The organism is Vibrio agarivorans (genome assembly GCF_030409635.1).
In the GTDB taxonomy this organism is placed as follows: Bacteria; Pseudomonadota; Gammaproteobacteria; order Enterobacterales; family Vibrionaceae; genus Vibrio; species Vibrio agarivorans.
In genome coordinates, this window is sequence record NZ_JAUFQF010000001.1 from 756,240 (window position 1) to 779,688 (window position 23,449).

Below are 23,449 nucleotides of genomic sequence, written 5' to 3' on the forward strand. Positions count from 1 at the left end.
TTATAGGCCGTACTTTTTCGCGTAACCTGTAATGTTCTCGTAAGCGGTTTTCGCGTAAGTCAGAGGGTGTGCTTTCGCTGGATCTTGCTCTGCTTCCACTAGCAACCAACCTGAGTAGTTGCGTGCTTTCAGTGCAGCGAAGACATCATCGTAGTCAACATCGCCAGTGCCCGGTACGGTGAACACACCGTCTAACACAGCGTTAAGGAACGATTTATCTGCGTCACGTGCTGTTTTCATAACGTCTAGACGTAAGTCTTTAAAATGCATGTGGCCGATACGATGACCCCAACGCTCAATCATCGTTACTGGATTACCGCCACCGTAAGTGATGTGGCCTGTATCAAGTGTTAGGTGAACCGCGTCGCCAGAGAACTCCATCAGCAAGTTGATGTCATCTTCTGTTTCACAAATTGTGCCCACGTGATGGTGGAAAGAGAGCTTGATGTCATGCTCGTTAAGTAAGTACTCAGCGACGGTTGTTAGCTTTTCACCGTATGTTTTCCACTGATCCATAGTAAGAATCACACGCTGAGAAAGTGGAGTGTTGATATCACCGTGAACCGTGTTACTCACCTCACCATATACCATCGCTTTACAGCCGGCTGCTTTTAGTAGCTTGATGTGCTCTTGCATCGATGCAATCTCTTCTTCTGCAGATAGCGTCATAAGATTGCCGCTGTACCAACCTGATGCTAGAACCAAACCGTGTTTTTCTAATAACGGGATCAGTACTTCAGGCTCGCGAGGGTATTTAGTGCCAAGTTCAGTACCTGTAAAGCCAGCTTCTGCCATTTCACTTAGACACGTTTCCAATGGGATATCACCGCCAAGTTCTGGCATGTCGTCGTTTGTCCAAGTCAGTGGGCTAATTCCGTATTGCACGTTGCTCATTTTTATTCTCCAACGAAGGTGTTTTATTTAGGGAGGTGAAATAAAAGTGTTAGTTATTGTGGAGCACTTTCTTTTCACAAATTGTGTTTCACTGGAAATTACATTAACCAAAAAAAACCGAATTGAAAAATATTTTTCATTCTTAATTTCATTTGTGAATTTTATGTTAGAAAGTAAAAAACCCCTTATATAACGGGGCTTAAAGAGTCAGTTTGACACAGATCTCATATTTTTAAATACATTAAAATCAATAGGTTATGCAAATTGTATGATTTGAAAAATGTTTTCCATACTTTGATAGAGATAACACTTTTCAGTATTAGATCCATTACACCTCTAGTCTTACACACCATCTACACCTATGATGATTATCGCCAACGCAATGAAAAATAATTTCCACACTGATAAATCTATAAATGCGTGGCTATATAGATATCCAATACACGTACCCTACAAACGCGGTATTGGCCATTACCCAACTGGCGCTGATTCGATGGTTAAGCAAAAGTTCGGGGAATCTAATAAAGGAAAATATAATGGAAGCAACCTCCAATGCCGAAGTACGAAAACACAATATCGCCTATATCGTCAGAATCTGTTGTATCGCAGCCCTCGGTGGGATACTCCTAGGTTATGACACAGCGGTAATTTCGGGAGCTATCGGACCAATCCGGGAGTACTTTGGACTTTCTGCCGCTCAAACCGGTTGGGCAGTATCCAGTGTCGTTTTAGGTAGTATCATTGGCGCTGTCAGCGCTGGTTGGGCCGCATTAAAATACGGTCGTCGCAACACCCTCTTCATCGCAGCAATGCTCTTTATCATTTCAGCCATTGGCTCTGCCTTTGCTCCAACGTTTACGTTTTATGTCATGCTGCGCATCGTCGGTGGTGTTGCTGTCGGCCTTGCTTGTGTGGTTTCGCCAATGTATATGTCTGAAGTCGCACCAAAAGACTTCCGCGGGCGAGCAGTTAGTATGTTCCAACAGTCCGCGGTTATTGGTCAAACCGGGGTTTTCTATGTGAACTACCTTATTGCAAAAGGCATGTCTGAAGCATGGCTGGTTGACCTAGGTTGGCGTTGGATGTTGGGTTCAGAAGTAATACCTGCAGCCATTTTTGCAGCCCTTTTGTTTATTATTCCTGAATCTCCTCGCTGGTTGGTACTAAAAGGTCGCGTAGCTGAAGCAAAAGCAACCCTATCACGCATCTCTAACCCTAAACACGCTGATCGCCTAATCTCTGAAATCCAAGATTCACTCAAAGAAGCCGCTGGCTCAAAAGGCAAAAAAGTTAGCCTTCGCTCGCCGCTGTTGTTTGCCATTCTGGTTATCGGTACGTTCGTTGCGGCGGCTCAGCAATTAACGGGTATCAACGTTATCATGTACTACACACCAGAAATCCTAAGACCTATTACCGGTTCTACTGAAAATGCACTGTTCCAAACAACGTTTGTCGGCTTAGTGTTTATTGGTGGTAACGCTCTTGGTATGTACCTCATCGATAAAGTCGGCCGTCTTCCACTGATGAAATACGGTACACTTGGCTGTGCACTTGGTATGTTTGTTGTGGGTCACGTACTCTACAATCAAACGGAAGGCTACGCGGCACTATTTGCATTGTGTCTATACGTTGTGTCTTACGCGACATCGTGGGGCTGTGCATGCTGGACGATGATCTCTGAAATATTCCCGAACAGCATTCGCTCAAGAGCGATGGCCATTGCAGTCGGCGCACAATGGTTCACAGGCTTCCTAGTCACTCAATCGTTCCCAATGATTAATGATAACGCGTACTTACAAGAGAACTTTAACGGCGCATTTGCTTTCTGGCTCTTCGCTATCCTATCTCTGATTTGTATGTTTATCGTTGTGAAATACGTGCCTGAAACGAAGGGCGTTGCACTTGAGAAAATGGAAGAAGCAATGGCGGAAAAATTAGGCAAAAAAGCACCAGAAAAACATTCTGAAGCTCACGCTTAATCTCCATTTTTAACTAAAAAAGGAACAGAGCTCCCTACCTCTGTTCCTTTTTTGCTTTTAGTAAGACTTATACGAGGAAAGTAGTATGCTCGATAAAATGGCATTTTTCGTTCATGTGATCCGCTCTGGCTCAATCTCATCTGCTGCACGCCTATCGAATATTTCTGTTTCTGCCGGTAGCCGTTGGCTACAAGACTTAGAGCAACACTTTGATACCACACTCTGTCGCCGTTCAAACCGCTTACTTGAAGCCACTCAAGCGGGTCAAACCCTATATGAGGAATTTTCTCCCTTAGTCGACTCAGCAGAGCGCATTAGCCGCAAACTTGAAGGGTTCCAAGACCATGAAAAAGGCCACATCACCATTGCCTGCACCCCTGTCTATGCAAACCACTTCTTGATGGATAAAATCGCTGAGTATTCCAAGCTCAATCCTTTAGTCACATTCAATATCAACGTGACACCTTGGGCACTGGATCACGCCAGTACGTGTGACTTAATGATCAGCGCTAATGCTCATTTTCAAGGCTATCGCGAAAAAGACCTGCTACTCGTTAAGCGCGAACTCATGCAATGCCCTTTCGTTGTGGTCGCTTCTCCAAATTACCTTGAGCTACGCTCACGTCCTTCCGAACCTCAGCAGTTGAGTGAACACTCTTGCCTGATGGCCACCACACTGACTGGAAGCAATGACTGGATCTTTCGTAAAGGTCTCGAAAACATGATGCTAAAGGTACCGAAAACCATAGAGGTGAATGACAGTGATCTGTTGCTCAATGGCACGATAAGAGGCGCAGGTGTTGCTTACCTACCCGAGTTTGTGGTGCAGCAAGCCTTAAATGCACGTCAACTAGAGCTTCTGCTTGAAGACTATGAAACCAGTATTTGGAGCTTGAACCTCTATTATCACTCACAAAAGAATGCCTCTGCAGTCGCGACGCGCTTTAAGGACTTTTTGCTCAGTGATGTGACGCAAGCCAATCCTGCGGTTCGACAGCTAAGGGCGTAAGCTGGCTATTCAAAATAACTCAATATAGAACGCAAAAGGCGATACAATGTCGGCGCCGCGAAATCGCAGCACTGGTAACCACTCACAGAAACCATTAAGTAGCCTTATATGTCTAAAAATTTCAATTTCACTACTGAATACACCCTCAACAAGCCTTTTCTTGCTGAGTGTTATGATCAAACTAGCCAACCGACTCAGTTTCCGAAAGACTACGTAAAAGGCTTTCTCTTTCTCGTTTTTGGCGTCGCCTTGTTGGAGTTTGAATTGCTGCCGAACGGCTATGTGGGCTGGTTCTTTGTTGTGCTGAGTGTTGTTGAAGTAATGAGTGTTTACTTTAAGAGAACTTGGTGGCTCTGGCGACAAACGTTCAGTTCAAAATCCAGCAAAGTCACACTCCAAATTAACGCTCAGAGTGTGAATTACAAAAGTGGTAAAATTGATCGAAACATTACTTGGGCTGAAATAGACCAAATTGAGCAAACTGATTTAGGGCTTATCCTTCACCTAGGAAAACAGCGCCAATATGTCAGTAAGTCATGTTTGAATGATGACGCTATCTTGTTCATGTTAAAACAGCACGCCGATTCACATTCCGAGCAACAGTAATATACTTTCGCTAAATTGAGTGAAATCTTCAACGGTCTTCTTAGCCTGCCAATAACGAAGAAAACCCATCAATACTCAGCTTTGCTCCTGAAAGAAACAGGAATAGGTAGCAAAGCTGGTAGATGCGCTCTTGGCTCACTCGATGAAGCAAATATACCCCTAGCTTTACCCCAATAGGCGCGAGCGGCATTAATACTAAAGCTGTCATTAAGTTCGTTGAATCAAACTCTCCGAGTGCGATATAGGGGATCAGTTTTGCTACGTTAATAATACCGAACAAAACGGCCATCGTGGCGATCAACGTCACTTTAGGCAGCTTTAACGGCAATAGATAAATACTCGCTGGCCCACCGCCTGCGTGAATCGCTGTGCTAGAAAAACCGCTTAACGTACTCCAAACCCATGCTGAGAAGCGACTGGGTGTCCCGTCTAACTGTTGGTTGCTAAACCAGTATTGCAGGCAAAAAAACAGCGATAATAGCCCCACAGTAATTTTCAAACCCGCTTCGGGTGTGACACTCAAAAACAAACCCGCTAATAGAACCCCTAACATCGCGCCAGGCAACATCTGTTTGATAACTGTGTAATTGGCGTTTTTATAGTGATGACGAATGGCGAACCCATCCATAACCAAAAGGATCGGCAGAAGTATCGCGGCCGCTTGAGTCGGAGGAACTACCATCGCCATCAGCGGCACTGAAAGAATGCCAAGCGCGCCTCCTAGACCACCCTTGCCTATGGCATATATGAGCACGGAAGGGATCGCTAAGATATAAAACCAAGGATCGCTCAGCATCACTTGTACCTCACTTAAGCTATGGCTTGTGTCAGAAAATGACGACTACGCTTGAGATCGTTAGTTACAGCGCTTAGTTGGGCGTTACTATGCTCATGCTCCACCACCAGCCAGCCTTCATAATCGACTGACTTTAGCGCTTCTATCACTTTCTTGAGCTTCATGTCACCATCACCAAGCGGAGTAATCAAACCTTCGCTATAGGCATCGACCCACTCCAACTTGTTACGAATCGCCACTCGCAGCTTTTCAGTATTAACGTCTTTTAGGTGAACATGTTGGATTCGCTTTCCATACTGTAGAATCATTGATACAGGATCCATCCCATCGAGAAATACATGGCCGACATCCAAACATAACCCCAATCGACTCGCCGGGATCTGATGCATCACAAACTCTATCTCATCTTTATAGGAGATGTAGCCACCGATCCCCGGATGCAATAAACAACGCAGACCATACTGGCTGGCAATCTCTATGATGCAATTCAATTGTGACACCATTTGATGTTTTTTGTCTAATGACAATCGCGGTGCGGTAACGCTTTGTCCAATATGACGATATCTTTCGCTGTGTATTCCCTCCATGATTAGCAGTTTATCAACGCCTAATTCGGCAAGGTTTTTACACACGCGGTGTGTCTCCTTTAGAATACGTTCACTTTGAGTTACATCGGCAAAAGGAAGCTCTATCTTGCCTGCGCAAATCTGTAGGCCTCTTATGCGACACGCACTCTGTAGCAAACCGGTTTGGAGAGGAAAAAATCCATCTGGGCCTAACTCAATCCCTCTATACCCCGCTTCACTTGCCTCCATCAACACTTTACCCCAGCTTGGGTTCACCGCTTCAGACGCTTGTTCAATACCCCAGCAGCAAGGGGCGCACGCTACTCGATTCAGCATAATTTCATCTCCTAAGTTGATTTATCGAAACCTTAAATTTTCTTAGTGAGAAAATGTGTGATTTGTCCCTCGTATGGTGTTTGCATTTCTGCAAAGCGGCTTTGAAATTCTGCCTATATCGAACTTTTTCTCAGGTTCATACACTAGCTTCAATGACTATTTCACCGGAGTAACCCACATGGAAAGAATCTTTATTGTCGCAGCTAAACGAACCCCAATTGGGAACTTCAATGGCGCGTTTTCCTCATTATCTGCCGTTGACCTTGGTGTATGTGCGATAAAAGCGGTGCTTGAGTCTGCTGACCTTCCTGCTGACCAAATAGATGAAGTGATTGTTGGCAATGTTCTCACCGGAGGCACAGGCATGGGCCCTGGGCGCCAAGCTGCCATCAAGGCTGGCATTCCCGAGTCTGTTCCCGCGTATACCCTGAACATGATCTGTGGCAGTGGCATGAAAGCGATTATGGATGGTGCTAGTCATATTCGTGCTGGCGATGCAGAAATCGTATTAGCCGTAGGAATGGAAAGTATGTCAAATGCCGCCTATGTCTCTCCGGGACAGATACGCCGAGGCTATCGCATGGGGCATCAAACCATGGATGACAGCATCATCAAGGACGGCCTAACGGATGCTTTTCATCACTACCACATGGGAATCACGGCAGAAAACATCGCGAAACAGTTTTCATTGAGCCGTGAAGAACAGGATGCGTTTGCCCTACAGAGCCAACGTAAAGCCGCATCCGCTATTGAAGCGGGCTATTTTAGTGAAGAGATTACGCCGGTCTCTGTCAGGCTGCGTAAGCGCCAAGTTGAAGTCACTACAGACGAATACCCGAAGCTAGACTGTACATTTGACGCACTACAAGCCCTACGACCAGCATTTGAAAAAGAAGGCACGGTAACCGCAGGCAACGCGTCAGGGATAAACGATGGCGCTTCTGCACTCCTACTTGCCTCTGAAAGTGCGGTCAAAAGACATAACCTAAAGCCAGTAGCAGAGCTTATCGAGTATGGACAAGGCGCCCTCGCGCCTGAAGTTATGGGGTTGGGCCCGGTCTCTGCAATTGCTAACACGCTGACTAAAGCCGATATGTCGATTGATGAAATTGATCTCTTTGAGCTAAATGAAGCCTTCGCAGCTCAAGCACTAGGCGTCGTTCGTTCACTGACAGAGCAGCACAATATTGACGAAGCATGGCTACTTGCACGCTGCAATACCACCGGCGGCGCTATTGCATTGGGTCACCCTATTGGCGCATCTGGAAACCGCATCGTCACTACCCTCGTCCACCAGCTACAACGTACGCGCCAAGAATACGGCCTCGCTTCACTGTGTATTGGTGGGGGCATGGGAACGGCGCTGATTATTAAACGTTGTTAATGGAGAATCATCATGAAAAAAGCAGCAACTTCACAACAACTTGAAACACTACTTCATGATGGGATGACCATTATGATTGGCGGCTTTATGGCAACAGGTGCGCCCGAAAAACTGATCGACCTTTTGATTGAGAAAGACATTAAAGATATCACCTTAATCAGCACAGACACTGGCTCTCCAGGCAAAGGGGCGAGTCGCCTGATTGCCCAAAAGCGCGTCAAAAAGCTCTATGCCTCTCATATCGGTACTAACCCAGAAACGGGTAAGCAGATGAATGAAGGGACATTAGAAGTAGAGCTCGTACCACAGGGTACCCTAGCTGAGCGAATTCGCAGCGCTGGCGCTGGCTTAGGTGGTGTGCTCACACCAACAGGTTTAGGAACCATTTTGGCAGAAGGAAAACAGGTCATAGAGATTGATGGCCAATCCTTCTTACTCGAAAAACCACTAAAAGCAGACCTTGCCTTTATTCGCGGTTCTAAAGTCGATAAGCGTGGCAACGTGTTTTACAACAAAACCACGCAGAATTTTAACCCACTTATGGCTACCGCTGCGGATAAGGTGGTGGTTGAAGCAGAACAAATCGTCGAACTTGGTGACATTCAGCCTGAAGCAGTGCATACACCAAGCCTTTACGTAGACTACATCTTGATGGAGGCATAACTATGACTGCGCAATTAGAAGCGACTCAAGTCGCGAGTACTCAATTAGATAAAAATACTATACGTCGCCGAATCGCATGGCGTGTCGCCCAAGAGATGAACGATGGTGACATCGTGAATCTGGGTATAGGTCTGCCTACTTTAGTCGCTAATGAAGTGGATAAAGATGTCGAATTATTGCTGCAAGCAGAAAATGGATTGCTTGGGATTGATAGTTTAGCTTTGGAGCAACAAATTGACTTAGACCTTGTGAATGCTGGGGGGCAACACATTACAGCTATCGAAGGTGCTTGTTATTTTAACAGCGCTGATTCGTTTGCGATCATTCGTGGTGGCCATGTGGATGCGACGGTACTTGGGGCGCTCCAAGTGGATAAGTATGGCAATCTCGCGAACTGGATTATCCCGGGCAAGATGGTGCCTGGCATGGGCGGTGCGATGGATTTAGTCGTCGGAGCTAAAAGGGTTATTGTCGCAATGGAGCATACTGTAAAAGGGAAACCTAAGCTTCTCCAAAAGTGTACTTTACCGTTAACAGCTACTGGCCAAGTTGACCTGATCATCACTGAAATAGGTGTATTCAACATCACGCAACAGGGAATGGAGCTAACTGAGCTCGCACCAGAGTTTTCCATTGAAGAGGTGCAAATGGCGACAGAAGCGGATCTCATTATTTCGCCGCATCTAATTACGATGCCGACACCACATTAGCGATGACAATAAAATGGGGAGCATGGCTCCCCTCATTCTGTCTGTAACAAAGAAATTTAATGTCTAATTAAGACCTCTTTTTCTGCCTAGGCTCTGGCATCTCTTCTTGAGACAAAAAGCCATCTCCATCCACATCGAACTTGGCAAAATCGTCTTTCAATGGTCCTTTGACTTCGTCTTCACTCAGCAGTCCATCACCATTGGCATCTAACTCCTCAAATGTCGGCGGCTGTCGTGGCGGTTGGTTAGCAAAGGCCATTGAGCTTAATCCAACACCAGCAAAAACAACGATCATCACAGGCAATAACTTTTTCATCACTGTATCCTTCTATCTTTTTGGAGAACAGCCTTACTCTGACGTTACAATGTGTTTCAATTGTGGAGAAAGCATGGATTTTAACTTATGTATTCAATGAACAATGAATCCTCGATGCTATAACACATCGTACAACAGAACCCCTAAACTGAATCGATTGACCTTATGATCAAAGTCAATCAGGCTCTCCCCATAACCATAATAGTACTGAGCATACAGTTTGACCGCCTTAAATATGGGATAAGCCATATTGACTTCAACTGCCCCTTTGTTATTGCTGGTTAGGTTGTTACGCAGCAGCACACCATAGAAAGCCCCATCATGTCGATAACCTAAGGTGAGTTCTCCGTAGCCCATATAGTCCTGGATATTCGGGTTATCATCTTTGTTGTCTGGGTCTGGGATTCGATACCAAGGTTTTAGAGAGATCAAGTAATCATCTTTACTGAACACTAGATTCGCGTACACACGATTCCAACTACGAGATAACTCTTTGTCTTCTCCATTCGAGTGATGAATAAAGGCATAATCGGTTTGCACCAAATCAAAACCAAAAATTGAGATATTCGGATACGTGCTCAGCATTAACTCTGGGCTGTAATTGGTTTCTCTAAATGGTGCGGAATGAGTACCGTTATAAAGCTGCCACCATGAGGTTTGAGTATAGCCAAACCACAAATCCCAATCTTTATAGAGATCTTTCCACAATTTCAGTTTGCCACTGATTTGAAACTTCACTTCGATGCGGTCAAGTTCAGAGTCTGGGTTGGTTTCTTGCCAGTAAACATTGTTCGGTTTTTGGTTATATGAGAAAGGCAATATGTAGTTCGCTCGGTGAGGCGTGAGCTTAAAGATCTCGCGTGAATTGCCATAATCAACAATCTGCCCGAAACTCATAGTATCAAGATCTTTTTCCACGACTTGAACGTCAGCGGCTCTGTCTTCACCGTCATAGCAACTGAGACGCGCCATATCGTCTTTTATCGACTGGCATTCCTGAGAAGCAAACGCCAAACTGGGTAGCAAGGTACAAATCCAACCTATATGTTTCATTAACGCATCCTTTCGTTATTCGATTTGTCGGCGTTTTTGATGCCACAAAGCTATTTTTCAATGAGTTAAGTGTGCTTGTACTTCTTTAAGGTTGGGAAAGGATTTGGAAAAATTCAAATTAACTTGGGAACAAAATCGTTTAAAAATATGACAGTGAGGAGAATCCGTACCTATATCACGTTTTAACCTGGAAAGGCCCAGGCGACAGGGAACAATCGCCTGAACTTTATGGTTATTCTATTCACATAGCTAGGGCAATCTAGCCTTTACAGATATACCCGTACTCTTTGGCATCAACAAGATAACCTGGTTTGCCCATCTCATTTGTGCAAGCGTAGCGTGACTGGGTAATGTCACTACGGTAGCTAACACAAATGTGACCATATTCTTTACCATCGACCAACTGCCCTGCTTCACCAGACGAGGTGACACACTGCTGATAACCATGCATAGCGCCCACACCCTGCTCTGAACAGACGTAGCCATATTGCTTCGCATCAACCACTTTACCTAACTGCCCACTTGCCGTTGAGCAATACCCAGTAACGTTCTCCATAGAGCCAATATTTCCAGAATAGCCCGCATTAGCATGCCCTGCGAAAAAGACCGTGCCAGCGACTGCAATCCAAATACGTTTTTTCATGAGTTCTCTCCTCGTGAATACTAAAAAGGAGCCGAGCAAAGGGGTTTTAGAAAAGGTTGGCTCGACTCAAAAACGATCATGACACCTTGCTAGATGACATGATGTTCTACGATAAGAGACCGCCGAGTTAGCGTCTAAATTATGAGACATGTCAAACTAACTGCTAGGTTATTGAAGGAGCGTACAATTTATCCAATAGGGAAAGAACAACGGATCCGGCTTTAACACTTTGTGTCATCAAATCAGAGCTAGAATCGAATGAAAACAAACCTTCATCGGCGAGTGACAACTACTGATAGTGCCCCCCCAACCGACAATAGCAACCGCGAGAGTTCACCCTGGTGCTTGAAGTGTTTTTTTGCATCGAACTCCATTCCACCATCTTGAATCTGTAGCAAGATAGTATCTTGCATAATCGCTAAGCTGACTTTTAACAGCAAGCCCTCATTGCGTTGATTGTCGCTAGTTTGGGCCAGCCACAATAGATAACTGGTTTTGGTTCATGCGCACATTGCTAGCGAAACTTGACTGTTTGCAGAGAGGTTTTTGCGTGAGATGATATGACCAAATTCATCATAGATAGCGATCTGATAGCGATACTCTGCACCAGCCTCAAAAAAGTCGTTGATGGTTTCATAAATGGTCATGCACTTAATATAGATAGCATTCACCTCTTGACTATCCAGTCCCTCGGTAATACCAGTCAGTCTCAATAACGCGCTCATACTTGCCACCTAGTGTTTGAACTCTTGAGTTTACTGTACGCAATGAACGTGAATATAGGGACTAGCAAATCTACTAGTCGCGGTTGGAAAAACTTCTAAACAACACTGTTCACCACTATTGGAACGATGACAGTTGAATACTCTTAACTTGAAACGACAAAACCACAAGCCGTTAGCCTGTGGTTTTTATACTTATATCAATGTGGTGCTATACAGAATAGATGTAGTAAATCTGAGCCTTCATTCGGATAATGATCCCACGAATTGCATCAAGAAAAGACAGAAGATGGCTTGGTTTTTCACCGCTAATCCATGCAAGCCCAACCGCTCCGACCGGGATGTCATAGCCTTCTGGTTCGTTGAGTTTGAGTCGAACAAAATGGTACTTGTTTTTGACATTTTTTAGCGTGGTTTGAGAAACAGATAGCTCTCGTCCCATGCTTCCAGCTTCCGACTCTCCCGTCGCTTCAACAATACCCTGTACCTCTGCTGAGAAGATCTTTCCAGGATAAACCGGTGAAGCAAACTCTGCCAACTGCCCTGCTTTTACATTACGGATTGCTTGATGATTGACGCGCATCAGAACATATTTCTCATCAGTGTACATTTGCATGCGTGACAAAATTCCGACATATTGCCCTTCACGAAGAATGAAGTTCGTAACAAACCCATCAGAAGGTGCATGTACCTTGGTCTCTTTGAGTTTCCACATGGCTTCAGCATGAACTTCACGCGCTGAGTTCATTTCGACTTTTGCATTCAGAACGTTAAGTCTAGATTTTTCAATCTGCACTTGTGCTTCAGTCACTGTAACTTCATTTCGCTTTATTTCATTCAAAAGCGATTCCACTTTATTGCTCGCCAGAGACACTTTTGTGCGTTGCTCATCCAGTAAACGTTCTGTGATTGTGTATTTTACCTTGGCGTTCTGCGCATTGTAGCGCTTCAATGTATTCCCTTGTAATTTCAAGTCATCTTGAGCGGAATGCAGGTTACTCTTCAAGATCTCTAAATTAATCAAGGTGGTTTCTAAGTTAGTTTGGGTCAACTCTACTTCTTCAATGGCAACCTGATAAGCGACTTCTGCCGCTCTCTTCTTAGTGAGCGCTTGGTCAGCTTGAATGTGATAGATTTCATTGTCCAATTCAAATATCAACTGCCCTTGTTTCACTTTTGAGTTTGGTTCGATATGAATTTTGTGAACTTTACCTTTTATCTGCGTATTTCCTGGTCTTAATTGAACATGCGGAGCCTGAACTACTGACCCTCCAGACAAATCCATTGGCGTATAATTAATTAAACCAATCCAAACAAAACCAAGCCATAATCCACCACCAAGATAGGCGAACATTTTAAATGGCTTATTCCAAGGAATTCCGAGTAGGCGTAATATATAAATAAATAGTGCCCAAATAGCGAGACCTTCTAACATAACTCATCTCCTTTATTCACTGTTGTTTCTTCTGATGAATGCTGACTATCTGCTATACCATGACGCCAAATATCGCGTACTCGGATAATTGCCTGTTCAACATCTAAGAATGCAACGATTATCGCAAGCACCCATACCCAGTGCCATACAAACCCGATCCAAGTTAGCATGGTTATCAAGCCTATTTGACGATGTTCACTAGCATGTGCTTTGTGTATAGGCAGTTCATGCAGCTTCCAAAACGCAAACGCAACCGCGCAAATAGACACAATTAATACAATCGCAGCAACCACATGAAGCCCGGTATCAGTTGCTGTTTCTACAAATGGTACACTGACTAAACTCATTGTTTGTCTCCTTAACTCACTTATTGGTTGATAGACATAGGTTGCTACAACCTTGATTAACACTGACATATTAATCATAAGGTTTTAGGATAAATTTATAGCTCGAAAATTTACTAGCTATCCGTTTAACTAATACTAGTCATTTAAATTTCACCATAGCTAGTAATTTAACGAGTATTAATTAGTGCATAACTAGATAACAATCTCTTCAAATTAATCATCATTCAAACATCAGATTAATAAGTAGGTCATCTATGCAAATTAATAGTCAAGAGGTTCTCTTTTTCGCCAAAATTGCTTCATTCCAGAGTTTCAGTGACGCGGCCTTTAGCCTAAACATTCCCCAGCCCACAATTAGCCGTAAGATTTTGGACTTAGAAGCGAAGCTCAATCAAAAGTTGTTTATCCGTTCAAGGAGAGGCATTACCCTTTCTGAGTTTGGCGAACGATTCCTGCAAGGGAGTGATACGCTGCAACAGGAACTCGATAACTTAAAAGCCTTAGCCGCCGGGCATAGTCGTTGGAATAAAACCGTTGTTGTAGAGGCCTTGCAATCATTGTCACATCTACTTATCTGTGATTTTTTACCGTATTTTCGAACACACTTTCCGGACATCGTAGTGGACGTTCGTACAATCCATAATAGGCAGCAAGGGCAAAGGTTGGGCGATCACCTTCGACTACAAACCAACACCTTCGATCACTCAACACGCACGTTTATTCACTATATGAGTGCATCTAGAAGTTTTTACGTTCATCCAGCCCTAATAACAAGCGACCAACAAGATCAGTTAAGATCTCCGGAGGATATACAGCGTCATCACCTTCCTTGCATCTCCATTCACCAAGCTGAAAATGCGTCCGTTCGCTGGCAATACTGGCGTGACGATAAACTGAGAGAGTTGACTGTTAAGCCTTTATTGGTTGTAGACGATGCATTAAAAGCACGAGATGCGGTATTAAATCGTTTGGGTGTTTCTTGGAACTATGATGTGTTGATGCAAAGCGCAATAAGAACAGGCCAAGCAATTTCGCTATTTCGTCAAAATAACTCCAGCAGAGAGCACGCGTATATTGCTTATAACAACGGTAAGGTTTTATCTGAGCATGAAACCAAGTTCATTAATGCGCTTAAAGGGTACTACTTAGACAAAGTGTCTGAGTCAATCATACTAGGCCATTCTTGATCGCAAAAGGAACCAACTCGTTCGCACTTTTGAGTTTCAATACTTCAACCATTTTGTACTTATGGAATTCAACGGTGCGGCTGGATACGTTGAGAATATTCGCAATCTCTTTGGCGGAGTGGCTTTCCGCTAAAAGTTGCAGTACCTGTCTTTGTCGTGCGGTGAGAATGTCGAGAGGATCTTCTGGTTGCCCCTGCTTATTTTTATAAGCATCCATAATGTCTGCAGCTAATGTAGGCGTGATATACGTTTTAGAGGACAGCACGGTTTTTATCGCAATCAAAAGCTCCTCGGGCGCAGCATGCTTTAGCAAGTATCCCTGAACACCAATATCAAGTGCTTTCATTGCGTACTTAAGCTCAGGGTGCATGGTGAGCAAAATGATCTTTACCTCTTTGTTGACGGCTAGAATCTTTTCAGCTGCATTAATTCCGTTCATGATGGGCATTGAGATATCAGAAACAATCACATCGGGCTTAAGCTCTCTCGCCTTTTGCACTAGCACATTGCCATCTTCAACGATACCGACAATGTCATACTCCTCTTTGAGCAAATTTTTTAACCCTTCAGCGACCATGACATGATCATCAGCCAACAGCACTGTTTTTTGTTTCATTTTTACTTCCTATAACATGATTGATTGCTTTGAAAGCACCAATCCTTCCTTGTGTTTGACTTACGTTGTAAAACTAGCTTTATTCCGAAAAAATAACAAGTTGTAAACAAAACAGATCCAATAACAAGCACCAATTTTATGGTGGTTATGATTCATACGTTCGAACTAGTAAATTTGCGAGTTATCAATTTATAGTGTCAGTGCGACACTTTCCTCATGATAATTTTAGGATAGTCGACCATGAAGGTGCATTTTTTAGGCGATGAACGTGTATACCATGCCATTCATTCGCTATTCAAGCACAACAACCTTAATATCGAATTAAGTTTTCAGCAGCAATGTTGTTGTGGTGAGGAGAAAGTGGCGGTCACAATGGTTGATAGCCGATGGTTCAAAGACTTTCTTCAAACCCCATGTAGCAAAAGCAGCAACTATGTGATTGTCATCGGCGCCTATACAGACAGCTTAACAAAGCAAGCTTTTGAGGCTAATCATCAATACCGGTATATCGCCTACAGTGAGCTTGAGTCAAAACTGCTTAATGTCATCAACGAGGTTCTTCTGACAATAACGGACTAGACGTAACAGCTATGACACACTCGGTTCTCACCTTGCGCTTTGCCATTTAGAGAAGTTTATCTATATTGTGAACGAGCTTTTCAACTGAAAATTCGCCGTTACAGCACTTGCTGCGCCTCATTGTAACCGACTCGGGGGGGCAAGGCAGATCAACCCTTCACCTCCCTTGCGCACGACAGCAGTTCCCAATGGCTCTATAACTGGAGTTGACGGTATGGGATTTGACGCAGAGCGAGCCGACCTCATCAATGGAAAATTGCAACTCCATCTACAAAAAAATAAAGGCACAACCATCGAACTGCAGGTAACCATCTCGTATTTCGAAAGCTACATGGCTTGCAAATCATTTAACTCGATACTTTCTAATGCAGCATTAAGCTCTCGATTGTTTCGCAACTGGTCCCGCCCTTCCTGGATCAATGAATCGACAACATCATGATCAAGCGTTAAGTCGGTCGGCACTTGATTAAAAAGCAGTCGCTTCTCTAAATCAGGTGTATGAACAAAAGCAACCTGAACAAAATGTGGGTGCACGGTTGTGCTCCCTGTCGATGCTTCTTGCGCCCATTGAGTCAATGACTTCATAAATAGTGACTTGGTAGCATCATTGTAACGGTGCAACTGGATATCGGTAATCGAGTTGAGGGTTTGTGATACCGATGGCACGCCTGCGCTCTTACCTATTCCCAGCTCTGGCTCTGTTGATGCATCAACCGAAATCACAATGACATGATGGTTTATCGCTTGTTTATTGAAATAATGTGAGCCGTGATAATCACCAAGCTCAAGCAGATCATAGATCGCCAGTAACCCCAAGTTATCAGTGATACCACCATCGACTAAATGAATATATTGGTTCTTCTCTTTGTCACTGTACTCTTGAATATCGCGCACGGTTTGCTTGGACTGAAAAGAGAGGTCTCGTTGTCCTGATACCGCCGTTTGAATCATTTCTGTAGACGCACAGTCATCATGGTTCTCCAACACTACAGGCTCAAATAAAACAGGAACAGCAGCCGAGGCAGCGACGGCATTTGAAATTGGGTAATCACTGATATCAGAACAAAGCAGATCAAAATAAGGCTGAACGAAGGAAAACCTTAACCCTGTCGTAATATCTGAAGCGTTGATAATAATGGATGGTCCATCGTTATCGAAGTCACCAAACGTTGCATCTCCAAAGATATTGTCTTGATAATATTTGGTAGCAACACCTGTTCTACCCCAGGTAGAAAACCAATGTATTGGGCTTAATATCGTCGAGACCAAGTCATCTTTAACATCTCGGTAAAGAAAATCATCTCGATAATCAGTGAAAATTTTGTCTTGATAAAGGCCGTAATATGCCGAAGTGAAGCTACCGCCTGATACAGAACTAATGACATCCACTTCATCGAGTAATCGCTTCTGTTCACCGTTGATCACTATGTTTGTCTCTTTAAGTTGTTCGAGTACCCCATAAGACAAGGCTGCAGCCCGCGTACCGCCACCTGAGAAGGCAAGAATCACCGTGACCTGGTTGTTATCTTGATTCGCTTCAACGCGTGAAATCTTGGTGCTTATCTCCTCCTGGGGCGTATTGAGGGGACGGTTAATCGTAGAACATCCCGATAAGACGCCAATCAAAATCAACAGCATGCTCAAACGATTAACCATCACAATTTCCTTTCTCGTTGCTTACATTAGACTCATAAAATATGGAATAATTAATGCGTTCGCTAAATCAATAAAGAACGCACACACCAATGGAACAATAATAAATGCTTGCGCTGAGTAGCCGTACTTCTGGCTGACCGCCGACATGTTCGCCATCGCGGTAGGCGTCGAGCCTAGTGAGATACCACCAAAGCCTGCACATACAACAGCTGCATCATAAGTTTTACCCATAGCCGGGAATACCACAAAAATATTTATCACAACAGCGAGTAGTAACTGCATACCTAGTATCGCGAAGATAGGACCAGCAAGGTCAATTAACGTCCACAATTGCATACTCATTAGTGACATTGCCAAAAATGTACCTAGAGAGATGTCAGCGATAAGGTCAACAGCGAGTGTACGTGTTGGCCACTTTGTCCCTGAGATACGTGGGTATGAGTCAGGAATGAGGTTAGTAATTACAATACCTGCAAACAGACAAGAGACGAACAGCGGTAACTGAAGTCCTGTTTGACTGATTGCCGCATCAAGCAAGACACCGACTATCACACAAATATGAATCGCAAGCACTGCGTCGAGAAATTGAAACGCGGTCATCGACTCTACCGATTTTTTATTTTCCGCCACTTCAGCTTGCTTATTCGTGGTCGCTGGAGCTAAATTGTGCTTTTTGATCAGGTATTTCGCAATCGGCCCTCCCATTAAACTCGCCAGTATCAAGCCAAAGGTCGCACTCGCTATCCCTATTTCCATCGCGCTTTCTAGGCCAAACTGCTCTGCAACTCTCGGTGCCCAAGCGATTGCAGTTCCATGACCACCAATCAAAGAGATACTGCCACTTAACAAACCAAAGACGGGCTCTAAGCCAAACATCGAGGCAACAGACACCCCAACCACATTTTGCATCACCATAAAGAAGATCGTTATTGCCAATAACACAATTAATGGCTTACCACCCTTCATCAGATCTTTTAGGCTTGCGTTTATACCAATCGTTGTGAAGAAATAGACCAGTAGGACATCTCGAGCCATTAAATCAAACTCGACTTCAATCGATGTTGTTGCATACAAAATGGCCAATAGTGTTGAAACCAGAATGCCGCCTGAAACAGGCTCTGGAATACTAAACTCTTTCAAAAAGCCAATCACTTGATTCAATCTGCGACCAACAAACAGAACCACGATTCCCATCGTTACAGCAAAGAATGATCCTAAATGTAAAATGTTGTTTTCAAATTCCACGATAAACTCTTTAGCCCTATTTTGGGCGCTAGACGGTCAGGCTGGCGAAACAACCTGACCTCGTTAATTACTGTTGGTTAGACTCTAATGAAACAGGCACTTCTAAAATCTCAGGTTGTACTTCCCAGTTACCACCGAGTGCTTTGTGCAAGCCGACAATCACTTGTGACGTCTGAAGGCTTGCCGAGACCTGACGGTCTTTAATCAAGTTCTGTTGACGCTGCGCATCCAAAACCGTCATGTAGTCCACCAGCCCTGCTTTATACAGCGAGTTAGCTTTAGCAAATGTGTTATCAGCCTGAACGCGGGTATCTGCTGTCAAAGTCTGCAGCTCTTGGCTACTGCCATACGCATAGAGTAACGTTTCAACTTCAGTAATCGCGGTATTCACTGATTGCTCATAAGAAAGTGCAGCAGTTTGGAAGCGGCTTTCTTGAATCTCGATCATGGCATCAGAGCGGCCACCATCAAAAATCGTCCAGTTCACACCGACACTCGCCACCCATGCCGCTGAATCACTGCTGAACAAGTCACTAAAGTCTCCCGCGAGGAGGCCTGGTGAGCCTGTTAGGTAAAACTTAGGGTATTTGTTCGCAATTGCCGCTCCAACATCCGCGTTAATCGCTGCCATTTCACGTTCAGCAAGCTGAATGTCTGGGCGGTTTTTCAACACATCCGAAGGCATCCCAACCGGCACAACGCCACTAAAGTCAGGAAGAACTGCCGTCTCTTTTAACTCGTCATTCATCTCTGCGGATGTGCGACCCAGTAGAATAGCAAGGCGTTGTTTATGAACACTTTTTGCTATATCTAGCTGTGGCAATACTGAACGAGTTGCTGAGAGAGCCGCTTTCGCCTGTGCCAAGTCCAACTCTGAACCGTAACCACTGCGAACTACACTTTGCACTAGCTTTAGAGTTTGCTCTTGAGACTCAATCGTCTCTTGCGCAATCGCGCGGCGTTTTTCAGCACCGCGATACTGTAAATAGTTGTGGATCACATCGGCTGTAATCAGAGTTGTCATACCTTCTTTTACAATCTGAGCTTGCTCTGCACGAATCTGTGCAGATTCAGCTTGATAACCAAGGCGGTTAAACACATCCGCCTCCCATGTGATATTTGCGCTTACCGTACCGAACTCATACTGGTTGTCCATCAACGCTTCACCATCCGTAATTTGACCAATCTGAGGGCCCAGGCCACCAGGTGTGACTAGTGGGCCGGCCAGTGGATCGTTTTCACTGATTTGATAGCTTGTTGCGCCAGCAGAAAGACTGATTGTTGGCACTTTAAATGACTCAATCGCCTTCTGGTAAGCTTGCGCTGATTTGATACGCTCGCCTGCAATCATTAAAGAGATATTCTGTTTCTGCGCCTCTTCAACCAGTTGGTTTAGTGTCTCGTCACCAAACGCCAACCACCATTGAGACTGCACAACTTGGTCGCTATGCTCGACACCTTGTACGTTGCTGTACAAGAAGTCGTTACCCACCACGTCTTGTGGCGCTTCATAGTCAGGGCCTACCGCACAACCAGCTAGGATAAGAGAGAGCAGTACTGGGCTGAGTTTACGTAGTTTCATCATCTTGTCCTCGGTTATGCTTGTTCAGTCACTGAGTTAATGGTTTCACTTTGCTCTTCTGAGCTAGTTGATACTCGGTCTTGCTGTTCCTGTTGCTCTTCACCTTGGTAAAAAAGCTTGTAGAGTGCCGGCATAACAAACAGTGATAGTAGTGTTGCTACTGCCAGGCCTCCGATAATACTTGCAGCCATTAAGTCAAACAGCAGGTCTGTCATCAGTGGGATCATGCCCAACATTGTTGTAAGTGCGCCCATAGAAATTGCCATTGTTCGGTTGAGTGTTGCTTCTTTGATTGCATCTGACAGTGTTGCGCCATTTGCACGTTCCAGTTCTATTTGGTCCATCAGAACGATGCCGTTCTTGATAATCATGCCCGACAGACAAATCACACCCACCAATGCCATGAAACCGAATGGTTTGCCTGATAGAAGTAGCATGCCTACCACTCCTGTCATTGCGAGAGGCAATGTGCCGAAGATGATGATTGGTTGCTTAAAGCCGTTAAACATTGCCACCATGATAATAATCATGACCAGTAGTGCTGTTGGTAAGTTAGACAAGGTGTCCCAAATCGTTTTTTGCTCGTCGAAATACTCACCGCCCCACTTCATGGTATAGCCATCTGGAAGTTCAATTGATTCAATAGCTTCTCGGCTATATTCTCGCGCTATAGCAACAGTTGCACCCTGAACACCCGCTTGAGCCGTAATGGTTGGCACTCGGTCACGTCGCCAAATCATTGAATCTTCAAATTCAAACTCAAACCCATCTACAACTTGACCTAAAGGTACGGTGTGAACACCGAGTAGCGACTGCACTGGGATTGAATCTAAATCACCTAGTGTCACATCCACGCTGCGTACTTGAATCGGTATTAGCTCATCTTTGATTTTAAGTTGGCTAATTGGTAGACCTTCAGAAGCACGTTTTAGTGCGAGCGCGATGTCTGTACGGTTAATCCCTGCTCGACGAGCTTGCTCTTCGTTGATAATCGGCTTCAGCACTTTACTTTGTTGACGCCAGTCATCACGGATGTATTTGGTGTATGGGTTCTCCTCAAAAATCGCCTGGGCTTGCAGTGATAACTCTTTCAAAACTTCTGTGTCAGGGCCACTGAAGCGTGCTTCGAGGCTGAACTTGTCTTTTGTTGCGAGTTTTAGTTTTCTAAAACGTGGTTCAGCTTGTGGAAATTCCGCTTTTAACCAAGCATCTCCGCGTTCAATGAGTGACTCAATCGATTCAAAGTCAACGGTATTAATCAGAATCTGACCGTATGCTGGGTCAAACGGCTCTGGTTCTACTGTCACTGAGAAGCGAGGAGCACTGGCACCTACAAATGTTGTAAAGTCTTTCACCTCTGGTTGCGCTAGTAGCCACTGTTCAATGTCGCGCATCTCTTCTGATGTCTGCTCAATTTGCGAACCGTTCGGTAGCCAGTAATCCAAGAACACAAGCGCACGGTCAGATGTCGGCATGAACACAACTGATAGTTGTGGAATCAATACTACCGTCAGAGCAATTACCGGAATTAGGGTTGAAAGACCTTTCTTAGGGTTATCAACCATCCAGCTTACCCCTGTACGATAGCCTTTCATGAATGCTGACTCTTTTTGCTCTTCTGATGTAGCTTGTGGCTTAATCCAGAACCAGCACATTAGAACCGTAACCGTTACTGCCACTAGCCATGAGAACAGTAGTGAAGACATCATGATTTGTGGTACTGACAATGCGAACTCACCTGCATCTGTCGTCGACATAAAGACAGGCAGTGTCCCCATCGATGCAATCACTGTTGCGCCAAGTAGCGGAATAGACGTCTCTTTTACTGCTTCGATACCAGCTTTGGTGCGTTCAATACCTTTGTTGAGTTTTACGATAAACAAATCAACAATCACGATGGCGTTATCTACCAGCATACCAAGAGCCAAGATGAACGAACCCAGAGAAACACGTTGCAACGAAATGTCCATTGCGTTCATGAAAATCAGCGTACATAGGATAGTGATAACTAAGCTTGAGCCAACAATCAGAGCACTCTTAACACCCATGAAGACCCAAAGTACGACGACAACAATCAAGACACTCTCTAGCAGGTTACTCACAAAGTTGTTGATTGATTTGGTTACTTCATAAGGCTGAAAAGCAATATCTTCAATCTCAACACCCATAGGCAGTGTTTGTTTATATTCTGCAATTGTTGAGCGAAGCTCATCACCCAGCGACACAACATTCACACCATCAACAGGGCTCACCGCAAGAGTAATGGCATTAGTACCGTTATAGCGACTGATGCTCATTGCTGGCTCTAAGTACTCTAGAGTAATGTTAGCAATATCGCCCAGACGGATAAGGCCAGTACCAAGTTCACCTACACCGCCTTTTATGACAAAGTTTTCAATATCTTCAACCGATTGAAACTCACTATTCTCTTCGATACGAATACGCTCGGTACCCGCTTTAAATCGACCTGCATCATAAATTGCATTTTGGCTTTGTAACTGTGAAATAACCTGTGCGGCAGACATTTGGTATTGTGCTAGACGCTCTTCAGGTAATTCAATGTTTACAACTTGTTGTTGAACACCGTGAAGTTCAATCTTTTTGATACCTTTGATGGCTTTTAAGCGACGTTGCAACTCTTGAGCGTTGTCTTTCAGCTCTGCCATTGGAATGCCATCACTGGTCATCGCGAACATCATGCCGTAGACTTCTGAGAATTCATCTTGCACCACGCTAATTTGAGCGGTTGCAGGAAGTTGCAGCTTCACATCGCTAACTTTACGACGCAGTAAGTCCCATTCTTGTGGTAGGTCTGCGGTTGTCAGGTCTTCACGCAAATCAACAAAGATCATCGACATGCCAGGCTTGGATAGCGAACGCAGCTCTTTCAAGGTTGCCATCTCTTGCAGTTTTGTTTCCACTTTATCGGTTACGTGATCTTCCACCTCTTTGGCTGAAGCTCCAGGGTAAATGGTTACAACTACTGCACTTTTAACGGTAAAGGTTGGGTCTTCAAGTTTTCCTAATTCAAAGTAAGAGGCGATACCAGCAATAATGCATAGCACGGTAAAAAAGGCGACAAAAGTTCGTTGTCTAATGGCAAATTCAGCAAGGTTCATAATTGC

Annotated in this window: 22 protein-coding genes; 8 read left to right on the forward strand and 14 right to left on the reverse strand. The window is 44.4% G+C overall.

Going from position 1 to position 23,449, the window contains the following annotated elements; genetic code table 11:
- Positions 1-894: a myo-inosose-2 dehydratase gene (gene iolE, locus QWZ05_RS03220; RefSeq protein ID WP_264876461.1), complete on the reverse strand. Its 894-nt coding sequence runs from the start codon at positions 892-894 to the stop codon at positions 1-3.
- Positions 895-1,430: 536 nt separating this feature from the next.
- Here iolE and QWZ05_RS03225 point away from each other — a divergent pair.
- From QWZ05_RS03225 to QWZ05_RS03235, 3 genes are all read left to right on the forward strand, one after another.
- The gene (locus QWZ05_RS03225) at positions 1,431-2,873 is read left to right on the forward strand and encodes a sugar porter family MFS transporter (RefSeq protein ID WP_290296477.1); all 1,443 of its coding nucleotides are present in this window, start codon (positions 1,431-1,433) and stop codon (positions 2,871-2,873) included.
- Between the two features lie 85 nt (positions 2,874-2,958).
- Entirely contained in the window at positions 2,959-3,882 is a 924-nt protein-coding gene (locus QWZ05_RS03230) for a LysR family transcriptional regulator (RefSeq protein ID WP_290296479.1), read from the forward strand.
- Positions 3,883-3,990: 108 nt separating this feature from the next.
- On the forward strand, positions 3,991-4,488 hold the full coding sequence (locus QWZ05_RS03235; protein ID WP_290296481.1) for a YcxB family protein: 498 nt from the start codon (positions 3,991-3,993) through the stop codon (positions 4,486-4,488).
- A 40-nt stretch (positions 4,489-4,528) separates the two neighbouring features.
- Here the strand turns inward: QWZ05_RS03235 and QWZ05_RS03240 are convergent, their stop codons facing one another.
- Entirely contained in the window at positions 4,529-5,284 is a 756-nt protein-coding gene (locus tag QWZ05_RS03240) for a sulfite exporter TauE/SafE family protein (protein ID WP_264876465.1), read from the reverse strand.
- 14 nt (positions 5,285-5,298) lie between these two features.
- On the reverse strand, positions 5,299-6,186 hold the full coding sequence (locus QWZ05_RS03245; RefSeq protein WP_290296484.1) for a sugar phosphate isomerase/epimerase family protein: 888 nt from the start codon (positions 6,184-6,186) through the stop codon (positions 5,299-5,301).
- Positions 6,187-6,364: 178 nt separating this feature from the next.
- Here QWZ05_RS03245 and QWZ05_RS03250 point away from each other — a divergent pair, with 178 nt between their 5' ends.
- The 3 genes from QWZ05_RS03250 to QWZ05_RS03260 are packed head-to-tail and all read left to right on the forward strand — an operon-like array spanning position 6,365 to position 8,943.
- Positions 6,365-7,570, forward strand: a complete 1,206-nt coding sequence (locus QWZ05_RS03250; protein WP_290296486.1) for an acetyl-CoA C-acetyltransferase — start codon at positions 6,365-6,367, stop codon at positions 7,568-7,570.
- Positions 7,571-7,582: 12 nt separating this feature from the next.
- Positions 7,583-8,233, forward strand: a complete 651-nt coding sequence (locus tag QWZ05_RS03255) for a CoA transferase subunit A (protein ID WP_290296488.1) — start codon at positions 7,583-7,585, stop codon at positions 8,231-8,233.
- A gap of 2 nt (positions 8,234-8,235) precedes the next feature.
- Positions 8,236-8,943, forward strand: coding sequence for a 3-oxoacid CoA-transferase subunit B (locus QWZ05_RS03260; protein WP_290296490.1), 708 nt, complete (start codon positions 8,236-8,238; stop codon positions 8,941-8,943).
- A 67-nt stretch (positions 8,944-9,010) separates the two neighbouring features.
- On the opposite strand, the gene QWZ05_RS03265 is transcribed toward QWZ05_RS03260, so the two are convergent.
- The 6 genes from QWZ05_RS03265 to QWZ05_RS03290 all read right to left on the reverse strand — a co-directional run bounded on the left by QWZ05_RS03265 (position 9,011) and on the right by QWZ05_RS03290 (position 13,459).
- Entirely contained in the window at positions 9,011-9,259 is a 249-nt protein-coding gene (locus tag QWZ05_RS03265; protein WP_290296491.1) for an EF-hand domain-containing protein, read from the reverse strand.
- A 117-nt stretch (positions 9,260-9,376) separates the two neighbouring features.
- The gene (locus tag QWZ05_RS03270) at positions 9,377-10,312 is read right to left on the reverse strand and encodes a phospholipase A (protein WP_290296492.1); all 936 of its coding nucleotides are present in this window, start codon (positions 10,310-10,312) and stop codon (positions 9,377-9,379) included.
- A 259-nt stretch (positions 10,313-10,571) separates the two neighbouring features.
- Positions 10,572-10,955: a hypothetical protein gene (locus QWZ05_RS03275; RefSeq protein WP_290296493.1), complete on the reverse strand. Its 384-nt coding sequence runs from the start codon at positions 10,953-10,955 to the stop codon at positions 10,572-10,574.
- Positions 10,956-11,455: 500 nt separating this feature from the next.
- Positions 11,456-11,680, reverse strand: a complete 225-nt coding sequence (locus QWZ05_RS03280) for a hypothetical protein (protein ID WP_290296494.1) — start codon at positions 11,678-11,680, stop codon at positions 11,456-11,458.
- A 208-nt stretch (positions 11,681-11,888) separates the two neighbouring features.
- On the reverse strand, positions 11,889-13,112 hold the full coding sequence (locus tag QWZ05_RS03285; RefSeq protein WP_290296496.1) for an HlyD family secretion protein: 1,224 nt from the start codon (positions 13,110-13,112) through the stop codon (positions 11,889-11,891).
- On the reverse strand, positions 13,106-13,459 hold the full coding sequence (locus QWZ05_RS03290) for an MFS transporter (RefSeq protein WP_290296497.1): 354 nt from the start codon (positions 13,457-13,459) through the stop codon (positions 13,106-13,108). The genes QWZ05_RS03285 and QWZ05_RS03290 overlap by 7 nt, the downstream gene beginning before the upstream one ends.
- A gap of 254 nt (positions 13,460-13,713) precedes the next feature.
- On the opposite strand from QWZ05_RS03290, the gene QWZ05_RS03295 reads away from it, so the two are divergent.
- The gene (locus tag QWZ05_RS03295; RefSeq protein WP_290296499.1) at positions 13,714-14,646 is read left to right on the forward strand and encodes a LysR family transcriptional regulator; all 933 of its coding nucleotides are present in this window, start codon (positions 13,714-13,716) and stop codon (positions 14,644-14,646) included.
- Here the strand turns inward: QWZ05_RS03295 and QWZ05_RS03300 are convergent.
- Positions 14,627-15,262: a response regulator gene (locus QWZ05_RS03300; RefSeq protein ID WP_290296501.1), complete on the reverse strand. Its 636-nt coding sequence runs from the start codon at positions 15,260-15,262 to the stop codon at positions 14,627-14,629. The two genes, QWZ05_RS03295 and QWZ05_RS03300, sit on opposite strands and share 20 nt — an antisense overlap.
- Positions 15,263-15,502: 240 nt before the next feature.
- Between QWZ05_RS03300 and QWZ05_RS03305 the strand changes: the two genes are divergently transcribed.
- A complete protein-coding gene (locus QWZ05_RS03305; protein WP_290296503.1) occupies positions 15,503-15,841 on the forward strand; it encodes a hypothetical protein in 339 nt (112 codons plus the stop codon).
- 327 nt (positions 15,842-16,168) lie between these two features.
- Here the strand turns inward: QWZ05_RS03305 and QWZ05_RS03310 are convergent, their stop codons facing one another.
- From QWZ05_RS03310 to QWZ05_RS03325, 4 genes are all read right to left on the reverse strand, one after another.
- The gene (locus QWZ05_RS03310; RefSeq protein WP_290296506.1) at positions 16,169-17,497 is read right to left on the reverse strand and encodes a patatin-like phospholipase family protein; all 1,329 of its coding nucleotides are present in this window, start codon (positions 17,495-17,497) and stop codon (positions 16,169-16,171) included.
- 21 nt (positions 17,498-17,518) lie between these two features.
- Positions 17,519-18,742, reverse strand: coding sequence for a sodium/glutamate symporter (gene gltS / locus QWZ05_RS03315; RefSeq protein WP_290296508.1), 1,224 nt, complete (start codon positions 18,740-18,742; stop codon positions 17,519-17,521).
- A 67-nt stretch (positions 18,743-18,809) separates the two neighbouring features.
- Positions 18,810-20,324: an efflux transporter outer membrane subunit gene (locus QWZ05_RS03320; RefSeq protein WP_290297116.1), complete on the reverse strand. Its 1,515-nt coding sequence runs from the start codon at positions 20,322-20,324 to the stop codon at positions 18,810-18,812.
- Between the two features lie 14 nt (positions 20,325-20,338).
- Positions 20,339-23,443: an efflux RND transporter permease subunit gene (locus QWZ05_RS03325; RefSeq protein ID WP_290296511.1), complete on the reverse strand. Its 3,105-nt coding sequence runs from the start codon at positions 23,441-23,443 to the stop codon at positions 20,339-20,341.
- Positions 23,444-23,449: the final 6 nt, after the last annotated feature.